Raw genomic sequence first — 15448 nt, 5'->3', positions numbered from 1 at the left:
GTCAGGAGCGGGAGAGCTCGCGGTCGATGAAGGCGAGCAGTTCCTCGGCGGTCGCGGCTTCGACGAGCGCCGTCACGTCCGCTGCGATCTCCCCGGAGGCGGTCTCCGGAGCGGCCGGTGCCTGCTGGGGCGGTACGAGTTCGGTGTCCAGGACGGCGACGAGCTCGGGGAGCGTCGGCGCCTCGAACAGCAGGGTGAGGGGGAGCTTGAGGTCGGTCGCCGCGTTGAGGCGGTTGCGGAACTCGACCGAGGTGAGCGAGTCGAATCCGAGCTCGCCGAACGGCCTGTCGTCCGGGATCGTCTCGGGCCGTGAGCCCAGGACGGCGGCCATGTGGGTGCGGATCAGGTCGGACAGGATCCCGGCGCGTTCACCGGCGGTCAGTCCGGTCAGCTCGTCCCGCAGCGGCCGCTGCCGCCGGTGTGCGGTGACGTCCCCGGGCCGGCCCGCTCCGGCTTCCTCCACGACCTCCCGCAGGACCGGCGGAAGGTGCGTTCCGAGGTCGCGCAGGATCTCGCGGTCGAGCCGGGCGAGCACCAGGACGGCCTGCGGTGACGGCAGCGCCGCCTCCAGCAGGGCCAATCCGTGATCGGGGGCCAGCTCCACGAGCCCGGCCCGGGCGAAGCGGGCACGGTCGGCGTCGGTGAGGGCGCCGATCATGCCGGCCGGGTCGTCCCACAGGCCCCAGGCCAGCGCGAGCGCGGGCAGGCCCTGCGCGCGGCGGTGCCGGGCGAGCCCGTCGAGGAACGCGTTGGCGGCGGTGTAGCCGCCCTGCCCGGCGCCGCCGAGGATCCCCATGATCGAGGAGACCAGGACGAACGCGGTGAGCGGGTGGCCCGCGGTCAACTCGTGCAGGTGCCAGGCCCCGTCGGCCTTGACCCGCATCACCCGGTCGGTCTGTTCGCGGGTGAGCGAGGTGATCGGCGCGTCGTCCACCACGCCCGCGGCGTGGATCACGGCGGTCAGCGGGTGCCGGTCGGGGACGGCCTCGATCATCGCGGCGACCGCGTCCCGGTCGGCGACGTCCACGGCCGCGAACCTCACCTCGGCGCCGAGCCCGTTCAGTTCGGACGCCAGGTCGGCCGCTCCCGGCGCGTCGGCGCCGCGGCGTCCGGCGAGCAGGAGCCAGCGTGCGCCGTGTTCGGTCACCAGGTGCCAGGCGATGGCCCGGCCGATGGCGCCGGTCCCGCCGGTGATCAGGACGGTTCCGTCCGGGTCGAGGATCGGCGGGACGGTGAGCACGACCTTGCCTACGTGAGTGCCCTGGCGCAGCAGCCCGAAGGCTTCGGGTGCGCGGCGGACGTCCATGTCGGTGACGGCGGGCCAGGTGAACGCGCCCTCGGCGAACAGCTCGACCACCCGGTTGAGGAGGCCGGCGAGGTGCTCGTGCGGCAACTGGAGCAGGTTGGACGCCTGGTAGCGCACACCGGGATGCGCGGCGGCCACCTCGGCGGGATCGCGCGGGTCGGTCCTGCCCAGTTCGACCAGGAGCCCGCCGGGGCGCAGCAGCCGCAGCGACTCGTCGACGAGCTCGCCGGTGAGGGAGTTCAGTACGACCGCCATGCGCCGGCCGCCCGCGCCGAAGCGTTCGCCGAATCCGCTCTCGCGGGACGAGGCGAGGTGGTCGTCGTCGAGGCCGAGGGCACGGAGTGCGGGCCACTTGGCGGGACTCGCGGTCGCGTAGACCTCCGCGCCCAGGTGCCGGGCCAGCTGGACGGCGGCCATGCCGACGCCGCCCGCCCCGGCGTGGATCAGGACGGGATCTCCCGCGACCACACCGCCGAGTTCGCTCAGCGCGTGCAGGGCGGTCATGTGGGCGACCGGTACGGCGGCGGCCCGGGTGAACGACCAGCCGTCGGGGATCTTGACGAGGGTGCGGTGGTCGGCCTGGGCCACCGTGCCGAACGCGGCGGGGAACAGGCCCGTCACGCGGTCGCCGGCGGTCAGGCCGGTGACACCGGGCCCGGTCGCGGTGACCACGCCGGCGCCTTCCAGGCCGAGCGGGCCGGGGTCGCCGGGGTGCATGTCGAGTGCGCCCAGGACGTCGTGGAAGTTGAGCCCGGCGGCGCGGACCGTGATCCGGACCTGGCCGGGGCCGGGTTCGGCGGCGGCCTCGGGGCAGGGCCGGAGCTCCAGGGCGGAGAGGGTGCCGCGTTCGGGGATGTCCAGCCGCCAGGCAGCCGCGCCTTCGGGGAGCCGGAGCGCGGGGTCGCCCACGCCGGACACGAGCCGGGGCACCAGGACGGAGCCGCCGCGGACCGCCACCTGGTTCTCGTCCGGCGCCAGCGCCGCGGCCGGAACCTCGGTGGCGTCCGGGGCGAGGTCGACCAGGGCGAACCGGCCCGGGTGCTCGACCTGTGCCGTGCGCACCAGGCCCCAGACGGCCGCCTGCGCGAGGTCCCGTACGGTCTCTCCGGGCCGGACGGCAACGGCCCCACGGGTGACGAGCACCAGCCGGGACCCGGCGAGCCGGTCCTCGGCAAGCCACCGGCCGAGCAGGTCCCGCGTCCGGTGTACGGCCTCCCTGGCCGCCTTCGCCGCGTCGGTTCCGTCCTCGCCGGCCGGGCCCAGCACGGACGGGCACAGTACGACGGCGTGCTCGGGTACCTCGGCCTCCGCGAGCAGCCCGTCCAGGCCGAGGGCGTCCCAGGAGACCGGCACCCTCCCGGTCGGCGATCCGGCCTTCGGCTCGGGCAGCGCTGCCCAGTCCAGCGCGAACAGGGAGCCGCGCACCACGGCGGCGGGATCGGCCGGGCGGCCCATTGCGACCGGGCACAGCTCCAGCGACTCGACCAGCCCCACCGGGTCTCCCGAGGCGTCGAGCAGCGTCAGGGGGTGGCCTCCGTCCACGGCGGGCGCCGCGTGAACCCGCAGGGACGTGCGGCCACCCGTACCGAACAGCGACACTCCGCGCCAGCGCAGCGGCTGCATGCACTGCCCCTCGCGGCGCGGGGCGTCGGCGATCAGGCCGTGCAGGGACGCGTCGAGCAGGGCGGGGTGCAGGCGGTAGCCCCCGGCGTTCGCGGCCTCCGGCTCGGGCAGGACGGCCTCGGCGAACTGCTCGCCGTCGCACCGCCAGGCGGCGCACAAGCCCTGGAACACCGGCCCGTACTCGTGGCCCCGCAGACCGAGGTCCTCGTACATGCGTGCCAGCGGCACCGGCGTCGCGTCGGCCGACGGCCAGTCCGCGGGGACCGGGACCACGACCGGGGCGGGGGCCGTGTCGGGGCCGAGGGTGCCGGTGGCGTGCTCGATCCACTCCCCGCCCGTGGCCCGGCCCGATATCCGGCAGGCCCGCAGCCCGTTGCCGTCTTCTGCCGCCACCCGGACGCGCAGGTCGACGGCGCCGTCCTCCGGGAGTTCCATGGGCGTCGAGACGGTCAGCTCCTCGATCCGTGCCGTGCCGGCCTTGGCACCCGCGTGCAGGGCCATCTCCAGGAAGACGGTGCCCGGCACGACGATCGTCCCCGAGAGGGCGTGGTCGGCCAGCCACGGGTGGGCGCGGGTCGACAGCCGCCCGGTGAACACCGTCTCGCCGTCGCCGAGATCGACGGCCGCGCCGAGCAGGGGGTGGTCTGCCGGGGCCTGGCCGAGATCGGCCGTGCCGGACGGCCCGGCCGTTCCCGTGAGCCAGTAGCGCCGACGCCGGAAGGGATAGGTGGGCAGGTCGACACGGGCGGAGGCCGTTCCGGTGAGCCGTTCCCACGCGACGGGCAGGCCCTGGACGTAGGCCTCGGCGGCGGAGGTGAGGAACCGGCGGAGGTCGCCGTCGTCGCGGCGCAGCGATCCGGTCACGATCCCGTCGGTCCCGGCCTCCTCGAGGATCTGGCCGATGCTGCCGACCAGCACCGGGTGCGGGCCGACCTCGACGAACGTGGTGTGGCCGGACGCGATGAGCGCTTCGACCGCCTCCCGGAACCGCACGGTGTGCCGTAGGTTCCGGTACCAGTAGGACGCGTCGAGCTCGGCGCCCTCCTGCCAGTCGGCGGTGACCGAGGACATCAGCGCGATCTCGCCGGTACGCGGCGCCAGCGGAGCCAGTTCGGCCAGGATCTTCTCGCGGATCGGTTCGACCGCCGGGCAGTGCGAGGCGAAGGCCGCCGGGATCACGCGGGCGTTGACGCCCTCGGCCTGGTAGCCGGCGACCAGTTCGGCGATGGCGTGCGGGGCTCCGGCCACGGCGGTGGCGGCCGGTCCGTTGATCGCGGCGATGCTCAGCGTGCCGAGTCGTTCCCGTACCCGCTCCGCGGGCAGCGGGATCACGGCCATCGCCCCCTTGCCCATCAGGTCGACGGCCACGCTGCTGCGCAGCGCGATGGCGCGGGCGCCGTCGTCGAGGGAGAGCGCCCCGGCCACGACGGCGGCGGCGATCTCGCCCTGGGAGTGGCCGACCACGGCGTCCGGGACGACCCCGGCCGACCGCCACAGCTCGGCCAGCGACACCATCACGGCCCACAGCGCGGGCTGCACGACGTCGATCCGGTCGAGCAGGGGCGCACCGTCCAGGACGTCGGCCAGCGACCAGTCGACGTACGGGGCGAGCGCCCGCTCGCATTCGGCCAGGCGGGCGGCGAAGACGGGGCTCTCGGCGGCGAGCTCCGCTGCCATGCCCCGCCACTGGCCGCCCTGTCCGGGGAAGACCAGAACGGTCCGGCCGGGCTCGCCGGCGCGGCCGGTGCCGACGCGGCCTGTGACGACGCCGGGGGTCTCCTCGGCGCGGGCCAGTGCGTCCAGCGCGCGGTCGGCTTCCTGCCGGTCACGGGCGATCACCACGGCGCGCTCGTCGAGGGAGGTCCTGGCGGTCAGGGCCGGTGCGGCGGCGACCGGGTCGAGGGGCCCGGCGGCCAGCATCCGGGCCCGGTCCCGCAGCGCGTCCGGTGTCCGGGCCGACAGGACGACCGGCACCACGGGCGGCCGCACCGGTTCTTCCGCGGGCTCTTCCGCGGGTTCGGCCTCGGCGGGCGGCTCGGCGAGGATCACGTGCGCGTTGGTGCCGCTGATCCCGAACGAGGAAACGCCGCCGCGCCGGGGCTCGCCGGTCTCCGGCCAGGGACGGGCCCGTTCGAGGAGGGCCACCGACCCCGCCTCCCAATCCACGTACGGGGACGGCTCGTCGACGTGCAGCGTGGCGGGCAGGGTCGCGTTCCGGATGGCCTGGACCATTTTGATGACACCGCCGACGCCCGCCGCCGCCTGCGCGTGTCCGATGTTGGATTTGAGGGATCCCAGCCACAGCGGCCGGTCCCGATCGCGCCCGTAGGCGGCCAGCAGGGCGTTGGCCTCGATCGGGTCGCCGAGAGCGGTGCCGGTCCCGTGCGCCTCCACGGCGTCGACCTGCTGCGGCGCGAGCCCGGCATCCGCGAGAGCGTCCCCGATGACGCGCTGCTGGGCGACGCCGCTCGGCGCGGACAGGCCGTTGGAGGCGCCGTCGGAGTTGATGGCGCTGCCGGCGACGACCGCCAGCACGGAGTGACCGTGGCGGCGGGCGTCCGAGAGCCGTTCGACCACGAGCATGCCGGCACCCTCGCCCCAACCGGTACCGTCGGCCTGGGCGGAGAAGGCCTTGCAGCGGCTGTCGGCGGCCAGCACCCGCTGGCGGGAGAGCTCCACGAACATGCCGGGGGTCGCCATGACCGTGACCCCTCCGGCCAGGGCGATCGAGCATTCTCCGGACCGCACCGACCTCACGGCCTGGTGCAACGCGACCAGCGACGCCGAGCACGCGGTGTCCACGGTCAACGCGGGCCCGTTCAGGCCAAGGACGTAGGCGATCCGCCCGGAGATCACGCTCGTGCTGGTGCCGGTCAGCAGGTGACCCGCCACGCCGTGCCCGGCCGCTTCCATGCTCGGCCCGTAGCCGGAGTGCATCGCGCCGGCGAACACGCCGGTCCGGGTGCCCTGCAGCAACGCGGGGTCGATCCCGGCGTGTTCCAGCGCCTCCCAGGTGACTTCCAGGAGGAGCCGTTGCTGCGGGTCCATGGCGAGGGCTTCGCGCGGGCTGATCCCGAAGAACTCCGCGTCGAAGTCCGTCACGTCCGGTACGAAGCCGCCCTGGCGGACGTAGGACGTCCCGATCCGGTCCGGATCCGGGTGGTGGAGCGTCGCCAGGTCCCAGCCGCGGTCGTCGGGGAAGTCGCCGATGGCGTCGGTTCCCGTGTCGACCAGGTTCCACAGGTCATCGGGCGAGCGCACCCCGCCGGGGAACCGGCAGGCCATGCCGACGATGACCACGGGGTCGTCGGCGTCTGCATCGTCGTGGCCCGCCCGCTCCTGCTTCCGCACGCCCGCCGGGGAACCGCCGGTGGACGCGCCCGCCTTCAGCTCGCCGATCGCGGCGGCCGCGGCGGCCGGGCTCGGGTGGTCGTACAGGACGGTGCTCTCCAGCTTCAGCCCCGTGGCCGCCGACAGCCGGTCGCGCAGTTCGAGCGTCATGGCCGAGTCCAGGCCCATCTCGCGGAACGTCCGGCCGGGCCGGACGTCGCCGGCCGAACCGGCGCCCAACACGACCGCCGTAAGGCTTTGGACCAGCTCAAGCACCGATCGCGCGTCCAGGGCCGGGACCGGGGCCGGGGCCAGGGTCGCGACCGCGTCGGGCACCTGCTCGGTGGCCCCCGGCATACCGGCCGGCCAGCAGGAGCGGCGCTGGAAAGGGTAGGTCGGCAGGTCGGCCGTCGGCGCCGAACCGGGCAGCAGCGCGGCCCAGTCCACCGCGACTCCGCGTACGAAGGCCTCGGCCGCGGCCGTGAGGAACCGGCTGCCATCCCCGTGGCCGCGCCGGAGCGTGCTCAGCGCGGCGCCGTCCCCACCGTGCAGGTCGATCGCCTGCCGGATGCCCATCGTCAGCACCGGATGCGGGCTGACCTCCAGGAACGTCGAGTGGCCCGAGTCCAGCAGTTCCTCGACGGCCTGTCCGAAGCGCACCGGCTCGCGCAGGTTGCGGAACCAGTACCCGGCGTCCAGCTCGGCGGTGTCGACGGGCTGGGCGGTGACGGTCGAGTAGAACGGCACGCCGGTGGAGCGCGGGGCGATCCCGGCCAGGGCCGTGAGCAGTTCCTCCCGCAGTTCCTCGACGTCCGCGCTGTGCGAGGCGTAGTCGACCTGAAGCCTCCGCGTCCGCACCTCCTCTCCGTAGTGGGCGGCCAGCGCATCGAGCGCCGCGCCCGGACCCGCGACCACCGTGTGCGCGGGGCCGTTGACCGCCGCGATCGACAGCGCAGGCTCCACCAGCGCGAGGTCCTGCCCCACCCGTTCGGCCGGGAGTTCCACCGACAGCAGCCCGCCGCGTCCGGCGATCCGGCTCAGCGCCCGGCTGCGCAGCGCCACGATCCGCGCGCCGTCCGGGAGCGACAGGGCGCCCATGGCGGTGGCAGCGGCGATCTCGCCCTGCGAGTGGGCCACCACGGCGGCAGGCTCCACCCCGGCCGAGCGCCAGAGCGCGCTCAGCGACACCATCACCGACCACAACGCGGGCTGGATCACCTCGTCGCCCTCCAGCGGCGGCGCACCGGGGACGCCGCGCAGGACGTCGATCAGCGACCAGTCCACGTACGGACGCAGCGCGTCGGCGCACTCGCCGATCCGGTCGGCGAAGACCGGGGAGGTCTCGATCAACTCCGCTGCCATGCCCGCCCACTGCGAGCCCTGGCCGGGGAAGACGAAGACCGGCCGGACCGGCGGCCCCTCGTGACGGCCCTCCACCACGGCCGCCGACGGCTGCCCGCCCGACCGTGCCAGCAGTCCGGCGAGGAACTCGTCCCGGCAGTCCGCGACGACGACGGCGCGGTGTTCGAACGTGGTGCGGGTGACGGCCAGCGACCGGCCCACCGAGGCCGCGCCGAGTTCCGGACGCGCCTCCACATGGGCGCGCAGCCGTTCGGCCTGGTCACGCAGCGCAGGTTCGTCACGCCCTGACAGGACCCAGGGCAACGCGCCTGCAGCTCCTTCGCCTTCACCGACGGCACGCTCCGCGCCCTGCCAGTCCGAGAGGATCACGTGGCAGTTGGTACCGCCGATCCCGAACGAGCTGACTCCCGCGACCAGCGGCTCCTCCGGCGACGGCCAGGGCCGGGTCTCGGTGTTGACCCGCAGGTGCAGTTCGTCGAGCGGGATCCGCTCACCGGGCCCGGAGTGGTTCAGGCTGGGTACGAGTTCGCGTTCGCTGACGCACAACACGGCCTTGATGAACCCGGCGATCCCGGCCGCGCCCTCCAGATGACCGATGTTCGTCTTCACCGACCCGACCAGAAGCGGGGCGTCCGACGCGTGGGCCGCACCCAACGTCGCGCCGAGCGCGGCCGCTTCGATCGGGTCGCCGACCCGCGTCCCCGAACCGTGCAGTTCGACGTACCGGACCTCGCCCGGCTCGACGCCCGCGTCGAGACAAGCGGCCAGGAGCACCCGCTCCTGCGCCGCACGGCCCGGCGTCGGCAGCGTCTCGGTCGCACCGTCGTTGTTCAGGGCACTGCCGCGGATGACGGCATGGATGCGGTCGCCGTCCCGGACGGCGGCTTCCAGGAGCTTGAGGACGACGACCCCGCCGCCCTCGCCCCGGACGTAGCCGTTCGCGCGGGAGTCGAAGGTGAAGCAGCGCCCGTCCGCCGACAGCGCCCCGGCCCGTTCCAGGGCCAGGGTGCTCTCCGGCGCGAGGATCAGGTTCACGCCGCCGGCCAGCGCCAGGTCGGACTCGCCGTCCCGCAGGCTCGCGCACGCCAGGTGCACGGCGGCCAGCGACGACGACTGCCCTGTGTCCACCACCAGACTCGGGCCGTTCAGGTCCAGCGCGTAGGAGATCCGGTTGGCGATCACACCGCGCTGCGATCCGGTCAGCGTGTGCCCGGTCACCGCGTCGGGACCCAGTCCGCGCAGCAGCGTCGCGTAGTCGTCGGCGATCACCCCCAGGAACACGCCCGCGCGGCTGCCCTTGAGGTCGCCCGGCAGGGTCCGGGCGTCTTCGAGGGCCTCCCAGGCCAGTTCGAGGGCCAGCCGCTGCTGCGGGTCCATGGCCACGGCCTCGCGTCGCGAGATACCGAAGAACTCGTAATCGAAACCGTCGACCCGATCGAGGAACCCGCCGCGCGCCGGCCCCCGGCCACCCCGCCGACCGGTGATCGCGTCACCACCGCCGCGCAGGAGCCGCCAGAACTCCCCCGGCCCGTCCGATTGGGGAAACCGACAGCCGATCCCGACGACCGCGACCGCGCGTGAAGGGAGATCACGCACGCCATGAGCAGCAATATCCATCATCGATACACCCCGAAGTGAAGCCAGACAGCCGGATGACAAATGACCAGAACGGACCCAAGAGGCCGGCTCGCCGGCCCCGCATCCGTGGGGAATTCGCCGACGATGGAGGCGCGACCTTCAAGAAGCGAATGTGCCCCCCAGGACGGTTACTCGGGCATCCACCGGTGCCGATGCCCGCATGAAGAGGGTGCCCCTGGGCGGAAGGTCGCCGGAAGTCAATCCGGGGTTCATGATCATGCATTGCTGGATCCCGAAGGGTCCGGCGCATGCGCGACCTCTTGGGCTCCGGCCGAGCCGGCACACCGTGAGGCGGGCGGGCGAGCGGGGGCTGAGATACGTACGGGGATGGCCGAATAGGCCGATGTGGCAATACGCGCCACCTGCGCATACTCTCCCTGATACCGCACGCGCCCACCAGGCCGACGGCGTGCGCCCAGGCGGGTAGAGGACACCCACTCTCCGCTCATTCCCCCGGCGGCGGCAGAGCCGCTCCACACCCATCCGGCGTCCCCGCACAGGGCTCCGGACCCCAAGCGCGCCCGCACGCCCTTAGCGGGGCGGAAGCGCACTCCCAGAAAGAAGCGCATGAGCGACCAGCGCGGCTACGGCCCTCCCCAACAGCCCGGCCGGCCCGGAGGCTACGGCTACCCCAAGCCGCAGCCCGGGCCTGCGGCATGGAGCCCGCCCGCCCCCGTCGGCATCAGCGGATGGAGCAACGGCAAGAAGGCCGGGGTCGGTTGTGGCGGCGCCCTCGCCGTCCTCTTCGTCCTCGGCCTGATCGGGGCCGCGACCGGCGACGGTAGCGGTGGCACCGCATCGCCCGCACCCACCGTCACGGTCACGGTCACCACGACCGTCCCGGGCCCGGTGGTCACCGTGACCGCCGCCGCCCAGCCTCAGGCCGCCGTGGAGGCGAAGCCGTCCGACACCCCCGCCCCGGCGCAGCCGACGGCGGAAGCCACCGGCGCCCTGCCGAACTTCGTGGGCAAGGAGTTGCAGGCTTCCCAGGACGGGGCTCAGGCCTCCGGCTTCTACCTGCTCGGCAGCACCGACGCGACCGGCGCGGGCCGCATGCAGGTACTCGACCGCAACTGGAAGGTCTGCGCGCAGAGTCCGGCCCCCGGCACGCACCCGCTCACCACGAAGGTCGTCTTCGACACCGTCAAGCTCGAGGAACGCTGCCCGTGACCGGCCTCTAGAGGACGGCGGTACCAGGCATTCGCGGCCCCCGCCGCCCCGCGTTCGGCGGGCGGCCGCCCCCACACCTTCCCAGCAGGAGACGATCATGAGCAGCGACCAGCCCCAGGGTCAGGGGCAGAACCGACAGCCCGGCCACGCCGCGTGGGGCCCGCCCGCGGCCGCACCGTCCGCACCGTCCGGCCCGGCAGCCTGGAGCACGCGCAAGAAGGCGGGCACGGCGTGCGTCGGCGCCGGCGCTCTCTTCCTCCTCCTCGGCCTGACGGCTGCCGCGACCAGCGACGGCAGGGGCGAGGCCGAGCCCGCCCCCACCGTGACCGTCACGGCCACGGCCACGGCCACGGCCACGGCTGCGGCCACGGCTGCGGCCACGGCTGCGGCGAGTACGGCCCCCGGGAAGGCCGCCACCGCGAGCCCCACCGCCTCCACCGCGCTCGATCCGACCCTCTTGGCCGACCTCGCGGCCGCGATGGTCTGGTCGGAGAAGTCTCCCGAGGACCAGAGGACGATGTGCGAGGGCCGCGAGACGCTCGGGGACGACGTCACCCGGTCCCTGATCACCAAGGACTACGACGAGACGGACGGCGTCACCGAGACGATGATGGGTGACGCCTTCCTGCGCACCATGGACAAGAACTGCCCGTAAGACCCGCGCGGCGCTGCCCCGGGAGCTCCGGTCTGTGACTCCGCCCACGCTCCCTTGACCCGGCAAGCAAGGGTTACCTAAGTTCAACGCCATGGCCCCCCACGACCCCACCCCTTCCCCGGACCAGCCCGACGCTTCCGGCGCCTCCGCGCTGGTCGACTTCGATGTGGACCTCACCTCGCAGGAGGTGCTCCGGCGCGCCCAGGTGATGGAAGCGCTCGGCCCGGACTGGAATCCGGTCGAGGTGCTGCTCGGCGAGGAGGCCGCGTACGACCTGTTGTACTCCGGACTCGACGCGCAGCAGCAGCGCCTCTACGACGATCTGGTGGCGGCCGGCGTGCTGCCCGCGAGGGGAGACGGCCGTGCTGCCGCTTGATCCGCAGGCCGATCCCGGGCGCCGGGCCTGGGTGGCCTGTCCCAAGTGCGAGGACGCCCGGGGGTGCGGACCCTGCGAGGAGCGGCGGACCTGCTCCGTCCACTGGCGGTACCTGCTCACCAACACCGGCAGCCTGCTCCACCTCCAGTGCCCCTCGTGTACGCACGTCTGGGTGCACGAGAGCGGTTTTGGCGCCACCCGCTCGGTGTGGAACCGCGTCGCCGCCGCTCTGCCCCGGTTCTGAGGCGATCGCCGCCGATCAGCGCCCCCGCCGCCCCCGCACCGTGGCGTGAACGAGCCATCCCGCTCCCGCCCCGACCGCGTACCAGAACAGGTCGGGTGCGTTGAACGTGGACCCGAGCACGAGCCGGGCTATGACGCTGCGCTCGGCGAGCTCCGCCGGCACCCCGCTGAGCTGGAGGAACTCCACCGCACAGCTGATGGCCAGGGCGCTCGCGGCGGCCCGCAGGGGCGTCAGCCGAGGGGCGACCAGGACCACGAGGGCCAGGATCAGGACGGTGTACAGCGCGTCCCCGCCGTACTTGGCCACGCTTCCCGTCGTCGCCGCTCTGAGCCCCAGTCCCATGGCCACGGTCACCAGTGCGACCCCGGCTGCCGCCGCACGGGTGCGCTTCGGGGTGGTGGCGCCGATCAGAGCGGGCCTACGTAACCGGGGTCCTCGTGCCGGCGGGGGTTCCACCACTCGGTGAGGCCCCACGCGGCGAGGGCGAGCGCCGCCGAGGCGGCGACCCGGGCTCGCGGAGCCGCGCCCTCGGGCCGGCCGTCCAGTGGATTTTGCCTCATGTTCACGACAGACGCGGGGGCGCGGTACGCGGTTCCCGGGCTCGGCCGGGCACTTCCTGGGGCCGGGGCGTCAGGCCTCGAGCGACCGGAAGAAGGTGCGGACGTCGGTGACGAAGGCCTCCGGCTGCTCCAGTGCGAGGAAGTTGCCGCCCCGCTCCAGTTCGCTCCAGTGGGTGATGTTGTGGTCCCGCTCGGCGAAGCGGCGGATGGCGATGTCGGTGTGCAGGGTGACGGCCACGCCGGTCGGGACGGTGCCGCGAGGCTTCGGGGCCCAGGCGCTCGGGTCGTGGCCCGACTCGTAGTAGAGGTTCGCCGAGGAGCCGGCCGTGCCGGTGAACCAGTACACGCTGATGTTGGTCAGCAGGCGGTCGCGGCCCACGGCGTCCTCGGGGAGCTCGGTGGCGGGGTCCGTCCACTCCTTGAACTTTTCGGCGATCCAGGCGAGTTGGCCGACCGGCGAGTCGTGCAGGCCGTAGGCGAGGGTCTGCGGGCGGGTGGACTGGATGGCGTTGAAGCCCATCTTGTCCTGCTGGAACTCCTCCAGCCGGGCGAGGCGCACCTGCTCGGAGGCGGTCAGCCCCTCGAACTCGGCGGGGTCCCCGGAGGGGAAGGTGATCAGGCCGTTGACGTGGATGCCGACGATCCGGTCGGGCGCCCGGCGTCCCATCTCGGCGGCGATCCAGGCGCCGCCGCCCGTGCCCTGGACTCCGTAGGAGCCGTAGCCGAGCCGGTCCATCAGCTCGACGAACGCGCCGGCGATGCGGCCGGTGTTCCAGCCGGCCTCGCCGAGCGGGCCGGAGAAGCCGGTGCCGGGCGTGGAGGTCACGATGACGTGGAACTCCTCCGTCAGCGGCCGGATGACGTCGACGAACTGCACGAACGAGCAGGGCCAGTCGTGCAGCAGGAGCAGCGGGACGGCCGCCGGGTTCTGCGAACGGACGTGGAGGAAGTGGATGTTCTGGCCGTCGATCTCGGTCGTGAACTGGGGGAACTCGTTGAGTTCCGCCTCCGCCTTGCGCCAGTCGAATCCGTCGGCCCAGTACGCGGCGAGGGCCTTGAGGTAGTCGGTGGGAACACCCCGGCTCCAGCCGGCGCCGGGGATCTCGCTGCCCCAGCGGGTGCGTGCCAGCCGGTCGCGCAGGTCGTCGAGCTCGTCCTGCGGGACGTCGATGCGGAAGGGGTGGATCCGGGCGTCGGTGTTGCTGTTGGTCTCCATGGGTAAGACAGTATTCTCGATATAGGTACGTTGCCTTCCTAATGGCAGAACAGGCTGGCCCCATGCTCGATACTTCCGCACGGCTGCTGCGCCTGCTCTCCCTGTTGCAGACTCCGAGGTCCTGGCCGGGATCCGAACTGGCGGAGCGGCTGGGGGTGAGCGGCCGCACCGTGCGCAACGACATCGACCGCCTGCGCGAGCTCGGCTATCCCGTGGACGCCACCCGCGGATCCACGGGCGGCTACCGGCTGGGCGCCGGGGCGGCGATGCCCCCGCTGCTGCTCGACGACGAGGAGGCCGTCGCGGTGACGATCGCGCTGCGCACCGCCGCGCAGGGCGCCGTCCCCGGCACCGAGGAAACCTCCCTGCGGGCGCTGGGCAAGCTGGAACAGGTGCTGCCCTCACGACTGCGCCGCCGGGTGCGGGCCCTGACGGCGTACACCGTGGCCGTATCCACGGACCGTCCCGCGCCGGCCGTCTCCGCGGAGGTGCTGACCGTTCTCGTGTCCGCCTGCCGCGACCGGGAGCGCCTGCGGTTCGACTACCTGGACCACGCGGGCTCCCCCACGCGCCGTGTGGTGGAGCCGTACCGGGCGGTGAACTGGGGACAGCGCTGGTACCTGGTGGCCTGGGACGTCGAGCGCGAGGACTGGCGTACCTTCAGGGTCGACCGAATCCGTCCCCGTACCCCGACCGGACCCCGCTTCGCCCCGCGCGAGCCGCCCGGCGGTGACGTTTCCGCATACGTCTCCCAACGGGTGTCGAGCGCCGCCTGGCGCTACCGCGCGCGGGTCGTCGTCCACGCCCCGGCGGCGGCGGTGATCGAGCGGATCAACCCCGCGGTCGGCACGGTCGAGGCGGTCGACGCCGACAGCTGCGTACTGGTCACCGGCGCGGACTCGGTGCAGACCCTCGCCGTCTACCTGGGCATGCTCGACTTCGACTTCGACGTCACCGAGCCCGCGGAACTGGTCGCCCACCTCCATCGCCTCACCGACCGCTACGCCCGCTCCACGCCGCCTGCCCCCTGACGCCCCGGGACCTGCCCGGGCCGGCGGGGGTCTTGTTCAGGCCTGCTCCCCGGCGGTGAAGAAGTCGGTCAGGGCGGGGGCGATGCGCGTCGGGTCGATGTTGTGCTCCTGGCCGGGGAAGACGCGCAGGGCGAAGTTGTCGGCCAGTGCGGCGAGTTCCCGAGCGCCGCTCAGCATGTGCGGCGCGCCCGCGTCCCCGCTGCCGACGAGCACCGGCACCGTGACGGACTGCCAGCGGTCGGCGGGAAGGGGGCGGCCCGACATGGTGTCGCCCATGACCATGCCGTCGTAGGGCAGGGTGCGGGCGGTGGTCTCCATCCCGGCCCAGAAGGGGGCCTGCCGCATCCCGTTGACGACCTCGGCGGGCAGACCCACGGCGGCGGTCATGAAGTAGGCCACGGCGTCGCCGTACGCCTCCCGCTCCACGAGCTCCGTCAGGTGGGCGACGTAGTCGGCGGGCAGCGGCGCGCGGCTGTCGTCGGTGACGAAGGGCGGCTCGTAGAGCGCCAGGCGGGAGACGGCGCTGCCCCGGGCCGCCGCCTCCAGTGCGAGCACGGCACCCGAGGACATGCCGAAGACCATGGCCTCGCCGCCCGCGTGCCCGATCACCGCGTCCAGGTCCTCGACCTCGCGCTGCACGTCGTACACCGGACCGTCCCCACTGTCGCCGCGGCCGCGGCGGTCGTACGTGAAGACGGTGAAGTGCTCGGCGAGCAGGGCCGCGAGCGCGGCGGAGTCACCGCGGGTCATGAAAGCGCCGCCGACGAGCACCACGGCGGGGCCCGAGCCCCGCTGCTCGTAGGCGATGGTCGTGCCGTCGGCCGAGAAGACCTTGTCCATGTCCATGCGAAACCCCACTCCGATGCGTGCGCCGTGTGCAGGGCCGGAAGCCCTGCCGCTGGGAACTGGACCGTACAGTACTGGTTCGAGTACTGGT

10 protein-coding genes are annotated in these 15448 nt (G+C 73.6%); 5 read left to right on the top strand and 5 right to left on the bottom strand.

What is annotated here, in order from left to right; genetic code table 11:
• Position 1: 1 nt before the first annotated feature.
• The gene (locus OG625_RS36605) at positions 2-9217 is read right to left on the bottom strand and encodes a type I polyketide synthase (RefSeq protein ID WP_329389587.1); all 9216 of its coding nucleotides are present in this window, start codon (positions 9215-9217) and stop codon (positions 2-4) included.
• A 609-nt stretch (positions 9218-9826) separates the two neighbouring features.
• On the opposite strand from OG625_RS36605, the gene OG625_RS36600 reads away from it, so the two are divergent.
• The 4 genes from OG625_RS36600 (at position 9827) to OG625_RS36585 (ending at position 11704) form a co-directional block, all read left to right on the top strand.
• The gene (locus tag OG625_RS36600; RefSeq protein ID WP_329389585.1) at positions 9827-10429 is read left to right on the top strand and encodes a hypothetical protein; all 603 of its coding nucleotides are present in this window, start codon (positions 9827-9829) and stop codon (positions 10427-10429) included.
• A gap of 97 nt (positions 10430-10526) precedes the next feature.
• Positions 10527-11084 carry a hypothetical protein gene (locus tag OG625_RS36595; protein WP_329389583.1) on the top strand — a complete coding sequence of 186 codons (558 nt, stop codon included), beginning with the start codon at positions 10527-10529 and terminating at the stop codon, positions 11082-11084.
• Between the two features lie 91 nt (positions 11085-11175).
• Entirely contained in the window at positions 11176-11460 is a 285-nt protein-coding gene (locus OG625_RS36590; protein WP_329389581.1) for a DUF6400 family protein, read from the top strand.
• Complete coding sequence (locus OG625_RS36585) at positions 11447-11704, top strand: hypothetical protein (RefSeq protein WP_329389579.1); 258 nt, start codon at positions 11447-11449, stop codon at positions 11702-11704. The genes OG625_RS36590 and OG625_RS36585 overlap by 14 nt, the downstream gene beginning before the upstream one ends.
• 15 nt (positions 11705-11719) lie before the next feature.
• On the opposite strand, the gene OG625_RS36580 is transcribed toward OG625_RS36585, so the two are convergent.
• From OG625_RS36580 to OG625_RS36570, 3 genes are all read right to left on the bottom strand, one after another.
• Positions 11720-12046 (bottom strand): ribosomal maturation YjgA family protein, encoded by a 327-nt coding sequence (locus OG625_RS36580; RefSeq protein ID WP_329391260.1) that lies wholly within the window; start codon positions 12044-12046, stop codon positions 11720-11722.
• 65 nt (positions 12047-12111) lie between these two features.
• Entirely contained in the window at positions 12112-12264 is a 153-nt protein-coding gene (locus OG625_RS36575) for a hypothetical protein (protein ID WP_329389577.1), read from the bottom strand.
• A gap of 70 nt (positions 12265-12334) precedes the next feature.
• The gene (locus tag OG625_RS36570) at positions 12335-13480 is read right to left on the bottom strand and encodes an epoxide hydrolase family protein (RefSeq protein ID WP_329389575.1); all 1146 of its coding nucleotides are present in this window, start codon (positions 13478-13480) and stop codon (positions 12335-12337) included.
• Positions 13481-13542: 62 nt separating this feature from the next.
• On the opposite strand from OG625_RS36570, the gene OG625_RS36565 reads away from it, so the two are divergent.
• Positions 13543-14511: a helix-turn-helix transcriptional regulator gene (locus OG625_RS36565; protein ID WP_329389574.1), complete on the top strand. Its 969-nt coding sequence runs from the start codon at positions 13543-13545 to the stop codon at positions 14509-14511.
• 36 nt (positions 14512-14547) lie between these two features.
• Here the strand turns inward: OG625_RS36565 and OG625_RS36560 are convergent, their stop codons facing one another.
• Complete coding sequence (locus OG625_RS36560; RefSeq protein WP_329389572.1) at positions 14548-15357, bottom strand: alpha/beta fold hydrolase; 810 nt, start codon at positions 15355-15357, stop codon at positions 14548-14550.
• Between the last annotated feature and the right edge of the window lie 91 nt (positions 15358-15448).

The sequence above is a fragment of the Streptomyces sp. NBC_01351 genome, from assembly GCF_036237315.1.
In the GTDB taxonomy this organism is placed as follows: Bacteria; Actinomycetota; Actinomycetes; order Streptomycetales; family Streptomycetaceae; genus Streptomyces.
This window is presented reverse-complemented; position numbering and strand designations above follow the sequence as displayed.

What these genes read in the sequence shown, in the direction of transcription:
- OG625_RS36600 (WP_329389585.1), top strand. Translation starts at nt 9,827, where the DNA reads ATGAGCGACCAGCGCGGCTACGGCCCTCCCCAACAGCCCGGCCGGCCC.
- OG625_RS36595 (WP_329389583.1), top strand. Translation starts at nt 10,527, where the DNA reads ATGAGCAGCGACCAGCCCCAGGGTCAGGGGCAGAACCGACAGCCCGGC.
- OG625_RS36590 (WP_329389581.1), top strand. Translation starts at nt 11,176, where the DNA reads ATGGCCCCCCACGACCCCACCCCTTCCCCGGACCAGCCCGACGCTTCC.
- OG625_RS36580 (WP_329391260.1), bottom strand. Translation starts at nt 12,046, where the DNA reads ATGGGACTGGGGCTCAGAGCGGCGACGACGGGAAGCGTGGCCAAGTAC.
- OG625_RS36575 (WP_329389577.1), bottom strand. Translation starts at nt 12,264, where the DNA reads ATGAGGCAAAATCCACTGGACGGCCGGCCCGAGGGCGCGGCTCCGCGA.
- OG625_RS36570 (WP_329389575.1), bottom strand. Translation starts at nt 13,480, where the DNA reads ATGGAGACCAACAGCAACACCGACGCCCGGATCCACCCCTTCCGCATC.
- OG625_RS36565 (WP_329389574.1), top strand. Translation starts at nt 13,543, where the DNA reads ATGCTCGATACTTCCGCACGGCTGCTGCGCCTGCTCTCCCTGTTGCAG.
- OG625_RS36560 (WP_329389572.1), bottom strand. Translation starts at nt 15,357, where the DNA reads ATGGACATGGACAAGGTCTTCTCGGCCGACGGCACGACCATCGCCTAC.